This is a genomic window from Sphingomonas panacis, assembly GCF_001717955.1.
Taxonomy (GTDB): Bacteria; Pseudomonadota; Alphaproteobacteria; order Sphingomonadales; family Sphingomonadaceae; genus Sphingomonas; species Sphingomonas panacis.
Map to the genome: position 1 here is coordinate 1069775 of NZ_CP014168.1, position 12724 is coordinate 1082498.

10 protein-coding genes are annotated in these 12724 nt (G+C 65.7%); 1 reads left to right on the top strand and 9 read right to left on the bottom strand.

Annotated elements, in window-relative coordinates; all coding sequences use genetic code 11:
• Positions 1-14: 14 nt before the first annotated feature.
• The 8 genes from J0A91_RS04770 to J0A91_RS04805 form a co-directional block, all read right to left on the bottom strand.
• Positions 15-752, bottom strand: coding sequence for a GntR family transcriptional regulator (locus J0A91_RS04770; protein ID WP_069203945.1), 738 nt, complete (start codon positions 750-752; stop codon positions 15-17).
• 31 nt (positions 753-783) lie between these two features.
• Positions 784-1875, bottom strand: coding sequence for an aromatic ring-hydroxylating oxygenase subunit alpha (locus J0A91_RS04775; protein WP_240502207.1), 1092 nt, complete (start codon positions 1873-1875; stop codon positions 784-786).
• Between the two features lie 115 nt (positions 1876-1990).
• Positions 1991-3973, bottom strand: a complete 1983-nt coding sequence (locus tag J0A91_RS04780; RefSeq protein WP_069203947.1) for a putative bifunctional diguanylate cyclase/phosphodiesterase — start codon at positions 3971-3973, stop codon at positions 1991-1993.
• Between the two features lie 251 nt (positions 3974-4224).
• Positions 4225-4827 (bottom strand): cysteine hydrolase family protein, encoded by a 603-nt coding sequence (locus J0A91_RS04785; protein WP_069203948.1) that lies wholly within the window; start codon positions 4825-4827, stop codon positions 4225-4227.
• A gap of 16 nt (positions 4828-4843) precedes the next feature.
• Entirely contained in the window at positions 4844-7063 is a 2220-nt protein-coding gene (paoC, locus tag J0A91_RS04790; RefSeq protein ID WP_069203949.1) for an aldehyde oxidoreductase molybdenum-binding subunit PaoC, read from the bottom strand.
• Positions 7060-8016, bottom strand: coding sequence for an FAD binding domain-containing protein (locus J0A91_RS04795; RefSeq protein ID WP_069203950.1), 957 nt, complete (start codon positions 8014-8016; stop codon positions 7060-7062). The genes paoC and J0A91_RS04795 overlap by 4 nt, the downstream gene beginning before the upstream one ends.
• The gene (paoA, locus tag J0A91_RS04800; RefSeq protein WP_069203951.1) at positions 8013-8651 is read right to left on the bottom strand and encodes an aldehyde dehydrogenase iron-sulfur subunit PaoA; all 639 of its coding nucleotides are present in this window, start codon (positions 8649-8651) and stop codon (positions 8013-8015) included. The genes J0A91_RS04795 and paoA overlap by 4 nt, the downstream gene beginning before the upstream one ends.
• A 129-nt stretch (positions 8652-8780) precedes the next feature.
• On the bottom strand, positions 8781-9584 hold the full coding sequence (locus J0A91_RS04805) for a DUF72 domain-containing protein (RefSeq protein ID WP_069203952.1): 804 nt from the start codon (positions 9582-9584) through the stop codon (positions 8781-8783).
• Positions 9585-9688: 104 nt separating this feature from the next.
• Here J0A91_RS04805 and J0A91_RS04810 point away from each other — a divergent pair, with 104 nt between their 5' ends.
• Positions 9689-10753 (top strand): SDR family oxidoreductase, encoded by a 1065-nt coding sequence (locus J0A91_RS04810; protein WP_069203953.1) that lies wholly within the window; start codon positions 9689-9691, stop codon positions 10751-10753.
• A gap of 10 nt (positions 10754-10763) precedes the next feature.
• On the opposite strand, the gene J0A91_RS04815 is transcribed toward J0A91_RS04810, so the two are convergent.
• The gene (locus J0A91_RS04815; protein WP_069203954.1) at positions 10764-12698 is read right to left on the bottom strand and encodes a potassium transporter Kup; all 1935 of its coding nucleotides are present in this window, start codon (positions 12696-12698) and stop codon (positions 10764-10766) included.
• Between the last annotated feature and the right edge of the window lie 26 nt (positions 12699-12724).

Genomic DNA, 12724 nt, shown 5'->3' on the forward strand with positions numbered 1-12724 from the left:
GTGCCGCCCGCCGGCTACGGTCCGGGCGGTATCCCCCCGAACACGCGCTCGCTGCCGACCGCCGCCCAGGCATGATCCCGCATGATGCGTTCAGCGTCGTCGGGATCGCGCCGCAGGATCGCGTCGATCACGTCGCAATGCGCCTGGTGCGCGCCGCGCAGATGCTCGAATTCGGATGGACGATCGCTCCAGTCGAGCGCCAGCGCCGACGCCGAGGCGAACGGGAGATGGTTGTTGCGCGCGAGAGCATAGCCGATCGACGGGTTGCCGCTCGCATCGATCAGCAAGCTGTGGAACGCGACGTTGTAAGCGTAGAACAGATCGAGCGCGCCGTCGGCCAACACACCATCGGCGAAGATCGCCGCACCTTCGGCCAGGCACGTTCGAAAGGCGTGCTGTTCGGCCGTGGTCAGCCCGCGCTGCGCCAGCCGCCGGGCGGCCAGCCCTTCCAGTACGCCACGGACTTCGATCGCGCCGTTGATTTCCGACGCGGTGATCGAGCGGGCCGCATACCCCCGCGCCCCCAGCCTGACCACGAGCCCCTCGGCCTCCAACGCCCGCAGCGCGGTGCGCACCGGCATGCGCGACACGCCGAGCGCCTCGGCCGTGGCGACTTCGCCGATCCGTTCGCCGGGCTGGAACGTGCCCTCGGCGATCATCCGCCGCAGCGAGACGATGACGTGCTGGCCGGGTTTGAGCGGCTTTGCGGCTGGCGGGGTCGGAGTCGAGGGTGGGGGCGATCGATCGTTCATGGGCGTGCTTGTGGACTGGCCCGCGCCGCCGTCAAAGCGCCACCATTTCCTCCGTCTCGGTTTCCTGCGCTTCGGCGCCCGGCTGTTCGGCGGCGATCGCCCGCTCGATCATCATGCGCGAGCGAACCCCGCCCGCATCGATGTTGAGCTTGAGGAGCTTGCGATCGGGATAGCGGCTGAGGTTGGCCTGCTGCCGCTCCAGCATCTCGAGGTCTTCACCGAAAATCCGGCCCTGCCCTTCGCGGATCGTATCGGTCAGCGCCGCGTCCGCGATGGCGAAGCGGCGCGCCATGCCCCAGAAATAATGGTGCGATGTCTCGGTCTCGGGCGTGATGAAATCGACCACGATGGAGGATGCCTTGGCCGCATCCTCGGCGTCATATCCGCCGCGCCCCTGAAGCGCGACGCCGACCTCGATCATGACATGGCTCGGCAGGGTGAATCGGCAAATCTGCCAGCGATCGACCAGTCCGTCGTCGGGCAACCCGGCACCGCGAAGTGCCATTTGCCAGAAGGGCGGCGCGACGATCGCGTCCATGAAACGGCTGGTGACGACCTCTTCGGGCGTGGCGCGAGTCTTGACGGGCGCCTCGTCGATCTCCTTCTGCCCGATGCTGCTCGCATGGACATAGGTTTCGTGCGTAAGGTCCATCAGATTGTCGACCATCAAGCGATAGTCGCAGTCGATATGGTAATAGCCGCCGCCATAAGCCCATTGCGGGCTTTCCGCCCATTCCAGATGGTGAAGCTTGGCGGGGTCCGCCGCTTCCGCGTCACCGGGCCAGACCCAGATGAAACCATAGCGTTCGATGACCGGATAGCGACGGATCGCCGGAAAGCCGCCGACCCGCTGCCCCGGCATGTCGGAGACCTTGCCACGGCAGTCGGCCGCCAGACCATGATAGCCACACACCAGAGCGCCATCGCGAACGAAGCCCAATGACAGAGGCGCGCCGCGATGCGGGCAGAAATCCTCGAGCGCGGATACGGACCCATCCGTGGTGCGGAAGAAGACCATCTTCTCACCACAGATCGTCCGGCCGAGCGGGCCGGTTCCGACCTCGTCCGCGGCACAGCCGACATACCATGCGTTACGAATCCACGGTGTCACACCTTCACTCACGACATCCATCTCCTGTTTGTTGGATCCAATACATGCCGTACTGGATCCAATGTCAAGAAGATGTCGTCGCCACCGCGCGGCGGCGGGGGGCCGAGAAGCGCCTTTCAGTGACCTGTCACGCTACGATCTGAAGCCTCGGCTTGCCTGCCGGCACTGGTTGGAAATCGGTGGCCCATTCCCGGTCGAGCGATTTGAGGAATGCGCGGAGCCCCATGGGCCGGGCGAAGAAATAGCCCTGCGCCATTCTGTAGCCGAGTTCACGCAACTGCTGGAGTTGAGCATCCGTTTCGACGCCCTCGATGATACAATCGAGTCCGAGCGTCTGGCATAGCCCGAGGATCGCGGAAATGATGTTGCGTCCCGACGCTTCATCCATGTCGGCGATGAAACTGCGGTCGACCTTGACCTTGTCCAGAGGCAGCCGGTGCAGGTAGCTCAGGCTTGAATAGCCCGAGCCGAAATCGTCCAGCGCGATCCGTATCCCAAGCGCGCGCAAGCGTTTGATGCTGGCGACCGCCGCCTCGAAATCGCGCATCAACGCGGTCTCGGTCAGTTCGAACGTGATCCGCTTGGGATCGATATTCCCCCGTTCGATCATGTCGATGAGCAGGTCGATCGTGTCGGCGGAGACGATGTCGCGCGCCGACAGGTTGAACGAAAGCCCGATCCGTTCGGGCATTTGCGCGAAGCACGTCAGTGCGTTCCGGAACAGGCTGGCGGTGATGACGTGCATGAAGCCGAGCCGTTCCGCGGCCATGATGAACTGGTCCGGTTTTATCGCGCCGAGCGTTGGGCTGGTCCAGCGCCCCAGCGCTTCGACGCCGAGCACGGCCATATTCTCCGTACAGAAGATCGGCTGAAACTGGACGTGCAGTTCCGTGTCGAAATCGGCGGTCTGCATCGCCGCTTCGAGGACGCGTTCGGATCGTATGAGAGTCTCATGCTCTGTCGAAAAGAGTGCGCACGTACCGGGATTGAGCGACTTGACGTGATATAGCGCATAATCGGAGCGATCGAACAGTTGATGGACCGAAGCGCCGGCATCCGGGAAGATCGCGACCCCGCCGGAGCAGCCGAGTGCGATCCGCTGCCCTTCGATGTCGAACGGCTCGGTCAGCAGGTCGCAAACCCGCTGGCCGATTTCACGCGCGTGGTCGATATCCTCCAGGATCAGGATTCCGAACTCGTCGCCTCCGAGCCGGGCCACCTCGCATGTCTTGCTGGCAACGCTCTCAAGTCTCGCGCCCACAGCGGTGAGAAGACGGTCGCCGAAGACGTGCCCATAGGTATCGTTCACGGGCTTGAAGCGGTCTAGATCGAGAACGCCGACGGCAAACCGTTCGCCGGTCAGCTTGCGCGATGTCAACACGGCGTCGAGCTGCGCGAAGAAATGCCGCCGGTTGGGCAGCCCGGTCAACGCATCGGTCAGCGCCAGCCGTGCGTTTTCCCTGCTCAGGCGTTCGGCCTCGGCCTGCTCCGCCGCAAGGCTCACCTGCGATCGGACGAGAGTCGCGAATGCCGCGAAGCTGTTCTGCAACACCCGGATCATCACGCCCGACACCAAAACGATGTTGAGCGCCATCGCGATGAAGACCGAGCTGCCGTGGAGAAAATTGTATATGAGGTACGGGCTCAACACCGTTATGGTGACGAGAAACGCCGTCTGCGGGACGCTGATCAGGCAGAAGATGCAACCGATCACCGTGACGGCGACGAAAAGCGAGACATGCGCTTGCTCGGACGGGCCTCCATATCGGTAGAGCGTCAGCGACCAGCCGACGAAGGCCACGCAGAGCGGGCCGGCGAAAGCCGTCGTCCTGCGCAACGTCCGGCGGGCGACCACCGCGTCGATCGCGGTGACGGGAGGCGCAAACGCCCATATCGTCATTCGCCAGCAACACACCAGGATCAGCCCGCCGGCGGCGCCCAGCGTCAACCACCCCGGTGCGTAAGCATAATGGGTGTAGCTTACCGCGCACGCGTTCAGGACGAGCAGCGAATACATGAGAGGTATCTGCCGTTTCAGCTCGCCATATTGCGCGACCCGAATATCGGGTTCGCCTGCGAAGCTGAGCCAAGTGTAGAAACGGCGCAACATGCCAAGAACCTCCAGATATGGCTATGCAGGCGCAGAGGTTAAGAAGAACCTATGATCGGTATAGGGATCATGCGCCCAGCAGCTTCAAAGTACAGTATAGCAGGATTCTTGAAGATCGCGCCAAATGTAAGCGCGAGCTGATCGTCTTCACGGTTGATGGCGGCCTGGATCAGCGTGGCCGGATGTCCAGCACGCACACAGGCTACCGATCGTCTCGAATCGATCGACGACGGGCGCAACGGCGACAAAGCTCAGCCGGCAAGTTCCGCCAAGAAGGCGACATGATCGAGCGGACGCGAGAACATCGGGAAATTCTTGGTGATCGACGCTTCCTGTTCGGCCGCGCTGAGCGTGGCGGTGCAGTCGGTCAGCGTGACCACCCGGTAGCCACGCTCATAGGCCGAGCGCATGGTCGATTCTACGCAGCAATTGGTCAGGAACCCGGCGATGGCGAGATCGGTGATTCCACGCTGGCGCAGGATGAAATCGAGGTTGGTGCTGGCGAAGCAATCCAGCCCGCGCTTGCCCTCGATCACGATATCGTTCTCGGCGGGCGCCATATCGGACGCGATCTCGGCGCCCCAGGTGCCCTTGCGGAACGCCTGCGCCTGAACGATCCCGGCGAGGATGCCATAGGGTTCGCTCGGCACTTCGGGATAGCCGGGCGCGAACAGGATCGGCGCATGCAGGATCGCGGCGCCGGCCGCACGCGCCTGCTCCGCGACCGCGCGGCTGTGCGCGAGCATATCGGTCCGCGCCATCACCTCGGCGACGGCGGCGTGCTGCGCGCCGCCTTCGCTCACGAAATCGTTCTGATATTCGATGAACAGCACGGCGGTGGTGGCGGGGTTCATGTCGGATCTCCGATGGTCATACCAGCGCCGGCAGGCGTTCGAGATGCTTGTCGAGCGTCATCGGATAGTCGCGGATTCGCACGCCCGTCGCATTATAGACCGCGTTCGCCACTGCCGCGCCGACGCCGCACAGCCCGAGTTCGCCGACGCCCTTGGCCTTCATCGGGTTCGCCTTGTCATCGGCTTCTTCGAGGAAGACGACCTCCTGATGCGGGATGTCGGCGTGGACCGGAACCTCATAGCCGGCGAGATCGTGGTTGACGAAGAAGCCGAAGCGCGTGTCGACGGTCAACTCCTCCATCAACGCGCCGCCGACGCCCATCGTCATCGCGCCGATCACCTGGCTGCGCGCGGTCTGCGGGTTGAGGATACGCCCCGCCGCGCACACCGCGAGCATGCGGCGCACGCGGGTGACGCCGGTGAACGCATCGACGCCGACCTCGACGAAGTGCGCGCCGAAGGTGGAAAGCTGATAGGTCTTGTCGAGCTTGCCATATTCGATCTTGTCCTCGGCGACCAATTCGCCGGCATTGGCCGCCTGCGCGAGATCGGCCGAGCGGTTGCCGCTGCGCACCTTGCCGCCCTCGAACATCGTGTCCGCCGAGTTGAAGCCGAGCCGCTGCGCGACCGCCTCGCGCAGCTTCACGCACGCGGCGTAAACGCCGGCGGTGGCATTGGCCGCACCGAACTGCCCGCCCGACCCCGCCGATACGGGGAAGTCCGAATCGCCGAGCTTCACCACCACCGCATCGACGGGTACGCCCATCATCTCGGCGGCGGTCTGCGCGATGATCGTGTAGCTGCCGGTGCCGATGTCGGTCATGTCGGTCTCGACCGTGACGACGCCGCCCTTGCCGAGCCGGACGCGCGCGCCCGACGCCATGTTGATATGGTCGCGGAACGCGGCGGCGACGCCCATGCCGACCAGCCAGCGCCCGTCGCGGACCTGTGCCGGCTTGGCATTGCGCCGCGACCAGCCGAACCGTTTCGCGCCATCCTCGAGGCAGCGGACGAGTTGCCGTTCGGAATATGTCCGCTCGGGCTTCTCGGGATCGACCTGCGTGTCGTTCTTGATGCGGAAGGCGATCGGGTCAATGCCGAGCTTCTCGGCCATCTCATCCATTGCGATCTCCAGCGCCATCAGCCCCGGCGCCTCGCCCGGCGCACGCATCGCATTGCCTTCGGGAAGATCGATCTCGGCGAGGTGCATCGAGATCATCCGGTTGGCGCCCGCGTACAGCTTCTTGGTCTGGTTGACCGCTGTTTCCGGGCTGCCGCCGGGCTGGTCGCCCGAACCGCTGTCATGCGCGATCGCGGTGATGGTGCCGTCCTTGGTCGCGCCGATGCGGATATGCTGGCGCGTCGCGGGGCGGTGCGTCGTGTTGTTGGCGATGAGCGGCCGTTGCAGCGCGAGCTTGACCGGCCGCCCCGCCGCGCGCGCGCCGAGGGCTGCGAGCACCGCATCGCTGCGCAGGAACAGCTTCCCGCCGAAACCGCCACCGACATACGGCGATACCAGCCGGACCTTGTCCTTGGGAATGCCGAGCGTCCTGGCGAGATCGCCGCGCCCCCAGTCGATCATCTGGTTCGAGGTCCACACCGTCAGCGCGTCGCCGCGCCACGATGCGATCGAGGCGAACGGCTCCATCATCGCGTGGCTCTGGTCCGGCGTGCTGTAATGCGCGTCGAGCTTGACGGGAGCCGCCGCGAACGCCTGCTCGAAGTGGCCGACCCGGTCGATACCGGGCGATGCGCTGCCTTCGTCGCTGGAACCGCCCGTGAGCGGCGCGGTCTTCAGCGCCTCGTCGAGATCGAAGCGGCCGTCGGCGCGCGCATAATCGATTCGGATCAGCGCTGCCGCCGCGCGCGCCTGCTCGAACGTCTCGGCGACGACGATCGCGATCGCCTGATGATAGTGATCGATCTCGGGGCCGCCGAGCAGCTTGGCGGTGTTGAACTTGCCCTTGCCGAGCTTGCCGGCGGTATCGGCGGTGACGATCGCCACGACGCCGGGCGCCGCCTTGGCCTGGGCGAGATCGATCGCGCTGATCCGGCCCTTGCCGATCGCCGCGCCGACGACATAGCCATAGGCCGGGTTGGCGATCTCGCGGTGATGCTCATAGGCGTAGGGCGCGGTACCGGTCGTCTTGAGCGGGCCGTCGATCCGCGTGTGCGCGCGGCCGACCACGGTCATCCGGTCGATGGGATTGTCGCCCGAAGGCGTCTCGAACTTCATGCGGTCGTCCTCGCTTCGGCCATCGCCGCCGCCAGCGCGCGTTCGGCGAGTGGCAGTTTGAACGCATTGTCGTGCGTGGGCTTGGCGCCGGCGAGCAGCTTGGCGGTGACCGCCCTCGCGCCGCGCGGCAGCTCTGCCTCCGCTGCCGCATCGCGCCACGGCTTGTGCGCGACACCGCCGAGCGCGACTCGGCCGGTGCCGTCGGGCTGGATCACCGCCGCGACCGAGACCAACGCGAAGGCGTAGGAAGCGCGGTCGCGCACCTTCTCGTAGACATGCCGCCCGCCAATCGGCTTGGGCAACGTCACCGCCGTGATCAGCTCGCCGGGTGCCAGCGCGGTTTCGATATGCGGCGTATCGCCGGGCAAGCGGTGGAAATCGGCGATCGCGATCGCACGGGTTTCGCCGGCCGCGTTGACCGTCTCCACCGTCGCGTCGAGCAGGCGCATCGCCACCGCCATGTCAGACGGATGCGTGGCGATGCATTTGTCGCTCGACCCGATCACCGCGAGCTGGCGCGAAACCCCGCCGATCGCCGCGCAGCCGGAGCCGGGCTTGCGTTTGTTGCACGGCATGTTGGTGTCGTAGAAATACGCGCAGCGCGTGCGCTGGAGCAGGTTACCCGCCGTGGTGGCCTTGTTGCGGAGCTGGCCCGAAGCGCCCGCGGCGATCGCGCGCGCGAGCACGCCGTACTCGCGGCGGACGCGGGAATCGGTGGCCAGATCGGTGTTGGTGACGAGCGCACCGATACGCAGTCCGCCCGCGTCAGTCGGCTCGATCCGATCGAGCTTGAGATCCTGCACGTCGACGAGGTGGACAGGGGTTTCCACCTCGATCTTCATCAGATCGAGCAAATTGGTGCCGCCGGCGATGAAGCGCGCGCCCGGCCTAGCCGCCACCGCGCGCGCCGCCGCGACGGGATCATGCGCCCGCTCGTAGGTGAAAGCCTTCATGCTTTTTCTCCGGCGACTTCGGCGATCGCCTCGGCGATGTTCGAATAGGCGCCGCAACGACAGATGTTGCCGCTCATCCGCTCGCGCAGTTCGATGTTCGAGAAGGCAGGGCTCACCGCAATGTCGGCCTGAACGTGGCTCGGCACGCCGCGCCTGATCTCGTCGAGAACGCCGACCGCCGAGCAGATCTGCCCCGGCGTGCAATAGCCGCACTGATAGCCATCGTGCCGCACGAACGCGGCCTGAAGCGGGTGAAGCTTTTCGGGGGTGCCAAGCCCCTCGATCGTGGTCACGTCGTCGCCTTCGTGCATGACCGCGAGGCTGAGGCAGGAATTGATCCGCACGCCACCCACCAGCACGGTACAGGCGCCGCACTGGCCATGATCGCAGCCCTTCTTGGTGCCGGTGAGGTGAAGATGCTCGCGCAGCGCATCGAGCAACGTCGTGCGCGTATCGAGCGCAAGATCGCGCCGCTCACCATTGACCTTAAACGAAACCTTCACCGGTGCGGGATCGGCGGCAGGCCTGTCGCCTGCACGCGCGGCATTGGCCGGGCTTGCGGCGACGACTGCGGTCGCCGCTCCACCGGCAAGCACGCCGCGCCTCGACACTACCGGTTCCGGCATGTTCGGCATCGCATCGTCTCTCTTTGCTGTACGGGAATCGCGTGTCACCATGGTTTAACGCACGTCTCACGATTATGTCACCGTGACTGCGGTTCATATCAGTGGTGAGCGGGATTCATGGACAATTAGCGGTGTGCGCTATGCCTTCAACCGATCGATCAGTGCCATCGCGCCATGCGGCGCGCGAACCTTGGCGCCGTTGATGAAGAGCACGAAGGTCTCGCGCGGGCGCTTGCCGGGGGCTTCGGACGAGGCATAGGGCAAGCCGCCGGGCTGTTCGCCGCGCGCCCACCGCCGCGATACGTCGGCCCAATGGTCGAGCGCGTCGGGCGCATAGCCCGCCGGCTCGTCTTCGGTCGCATTCTCCAGCCGCGCGTAGACGAAATCGCCGGTCACGTCGGCGATGGCGGGATAGTCGGCCGAATCGGCATAGACCAAGGCAACGCCGGCCTCCCGCGCCATCGCGACGAACTCGGGCACCGCGAAGCTCTCGTGGCGCACCTGAACCGCATGGCGCAGCGAAACGCCTTCGTGGTTCGCGGGCAACAGCGCGAGGAAGGCCCGGAAATCCTCCGGGTCGAATTTCTTGGTAGCCATGAACTGCCACAGGATCGGGCCGAGCCGGTCGCCCAATTCGACGATGCCCTGTCCGACGAACTTGGCGACCGATTCGCCTGCCTCGGCCAGCACCTTGCGATTGGTGCAATAGCGCGACGCCTTGAGCGTGAAGACAAAACCGTCGGGCACCGCCTCCGCCCAGCTCGCGAAGGTCGCCGGCTTCTGGCTGCTGTAATAGGTGCCGTTGACCTCGATCGCGGTCAGCTTTCCCGCCGCATATTCGAGCTCGCGCTTGTGCGGCCATTTCTCGGGAAAGAAGCTGCCGCGCCACGGCTCGTAGGTCCAACCGCCGATGCCGACGCGAATCGCAGGGGTGTCGCTCATGCCGGCAGTATAGCCCGATGGTTCCCGCGCCGCCCGAAAATATCCAGGTGGAATGCCGAGCGCCGGATACCTAGCTCAACCGCCTGACAGAACGGAGTTTGGACATGGCCGGATCGGCATTGGTGGTGGGCGCGAGCGGGATCGTCGGCAGCGCGACCGCAGCGTTACTCGGTGCGCACGGATGGACCGTGCATGGGCTGGCCCGACGGCCGCTCCTGCAGGCCGGTGTTACGCCGGTCGCCGCCGATTTGCAGGATGCCGCCGCGACGGCAGCGGCGCTCGCCGGACTGAGCGTCGATGCGGTGTTCATCACGACATGGCTGCGGCAGGACAGCGAGGCCGAGAACATCCGCGTCAATTCGGCGATGGTGCGCAATCTGCTCGATGGGCTACGTGCCGCCAATGCCGGGGCGCGGCATGTCGCGCTGGTGACGGGCCTCAAACATTATCTCGGGCCGTTCGAATCCTATGGCAAGGGCACGCTGCCGCAGACGCCGTTCCGCGAGGAACAGGGCCGGCTCGACGTCGAGAATTTCTATTACGCGCAGGAGGATGAGCTGTTCGCCGCCGCCGCGCGCGATGGTTTCTCGTGGAGCGTGCATCGCCCGCACACCGTGATCGGCAAGGCGGTCGGCAATGCGATGAACATGGGCACGACGCTCGCCGTCTACGCCACGCTCTGCCGCGAGACCGGGCGGCCGTTCCGCTTTCCCGGATCACCCGCGCAATGGCATGGCCTGACCGACATGACCGATGCGAAGCTGCTCGCGCGCCACCTGCTGTGGGCGACCGAGACGCCCGCCGCCGCCAACGAAGCGTTCAACGTCGTCAACGGCGACGTTTTCCGCTGGAGCTGGATGTGGGGGCGGATCGCCGCCTGGTTCGGGCTGGAACCCGCACCGTTCGACGGCGAGATCCTGCCGCTCGAAACGCAGATGGCGGACGACGCGGCGGTGTGGCGGCGAATCGCCGAGCGTGAAGACCTCGCCGAGCCCGATCTCGCCCGGCTCGCCTCGCCGTGGCACACCGATGCCGACCTCGGCCGGCCCGTGGAAGTCGTCACCGATATGTCGAAGAGCCGACGGCTCGGCTTCACCGGATATCAGCCGACCGACGATGCCTTCACCGATCTGTTCACGCAGCTTCGCGCCGAGCGGCTGATCCCGTGACGGTGCGCGGCTAGACGGTCACCTGCTCGCCCAGTTCCAGCACCTTGCCGGGCGGGATGTGGAAGAAGTCGGTCGGGTCGCTCGCGTTGCGTTGCAGGAACATGAAGATGCGGTCCTGCCAGATCGGCATGCCGACATCGGCGACGGGCTTGATCGTGTTGCGGCCGATGAAATAGCTCGTCTTGGCCGGGTTGAGCAGCTTGCGCTCGTCGCCCCGGGCCAGGCCGAGATCGTGCGGCACGTCAGGCGATTCCATGAAGCCGTAGGTCAGCACGACCGAGCTGAAATTGTCGTCGATCGGCTTGGCGCGGACGCGTTCGTCGGCATCCACGAACGGCCGGTCGGCGGTGCGGATGCTGACGATCAGGTTGCGTTCGTGAAGCACCTTGTTGTGCTTGAGGTTGTGGAGCAGCGCGCCCGGCGCGCCCTCGGCATTGGCGGTCAGGAACACCGCCGTACCCTCGACTCGTTCGGGCGGCCGCTTGGCGAGCGCGGCGGCGAGATCGGCGAGCGGGATGCTCTGCCGCTTCTCGAACGCGCGCACGATGCCGCGCCCGCGCACCCAGGTGTAGATCATGAAGCCGATGACCGCCGCCACCAGCAGCGGCACCCAGCCCCCCTCGATCACGCGCAGAATGTTCGCGCCGAAGAAGATCACGTCGAGCACCAGGAACGGCGCGATCAGCGGGATCGCGCGCAGCCGCGACCAGCCCCAGGTGTGCCGCACCACGATATAGGCGAGGCACGTCGTGACGACCATCGTGCCGGTGACGGCGATGCCGTAGGCTGCCGCCATCGACGACGAGGTGCGGAACTGGACGACCAGGATCAGCACGCCGGCCAGCAGCATCCAGTTGATCGACGGCAGATAGATCTGCCCGGCCTGCGACGCCGAGGTCTGACGGATGCGAAGCCGGGGCAGCAAACCGAGCTGGATCGCCTGTTGCGTCAGCGAGAACGCGCCGGTGATGACCGCCTGGCTGGCGATGATCGTGGCGAGCATCGCCAGAATCACCAGCACTGGCCGTACCGGCTCCGGCGCCATCAGGAAGAACCAGTCGCGGTCGCCGATGTCGCCGCCCGCTGCATGCGCGGCTTCCAGCGCGCTCAGCACGAACGCGCCCTGCCCGAGATAGTTGAGGAACAGGCACGGCAGCACCAACGCGAACCAGCCGATTCGGATCGGCCGCCGTCCGAAATGGCCCATGTCGGCGGTCAGCGCTTCGGCTCCCGTCACGGTCAGGAACACGGCGCCGAGCACGAACAGCCCGGTAACGCCGTGCGTGAACAGAAAGATCGCGCCGTAATGCGGCAGGAACGCGCGCAGGATCGAGATTTCGTCGGTGATGTGCCACAGCCCCAACCCGCCGATGCACACGAACCACAGGATACAGACCGGGCCGAACAGCTTCGATACCTGCGCGGTGCCGCGCGACTGGATCGCGAACAGCCCGATCAGAATCGCGATCGTCAACAGCAGGATCAGATCATCGCTGAACATATTGCCCGCGCCGGGCAGCGTCTTCAGCCCCTCGACCGCCGACAGGACCGACAGCGCCGGCGTGATGATCGCATCGCCGTAGAACAGCGCCGCGCCCGACGCGCCGAGCACCAGCGCGATCAGCGACCGCTTGCCCAGCCCGCGCCGCGCCAACGCGGTGAGCGCCAGAACGCCGCCTTCGCCGTGGTTGTCGGCGCGCATCAGGAAGACGACATATTTGATCGTCACGACGAAGATCAGCGACCATAAGGCGAGGCTCAGCACGCCGATCACCTCGTTCGCCTCGGCGCCATCGGCGGTGGTGAGCGCGAGGGCGGTGCGGAACGCGTAGATCGGGCTGGTGCCGATATCGCCGAACACGACTCCGATCGCGCCGACCGTCGTCGCGACGAGCGCTGGATGCGGGTGTGCGGGATGACCTGTCGCTTCAGGCACGGAGGACATGGCGGATTTTGGACCTGACGTTAGAC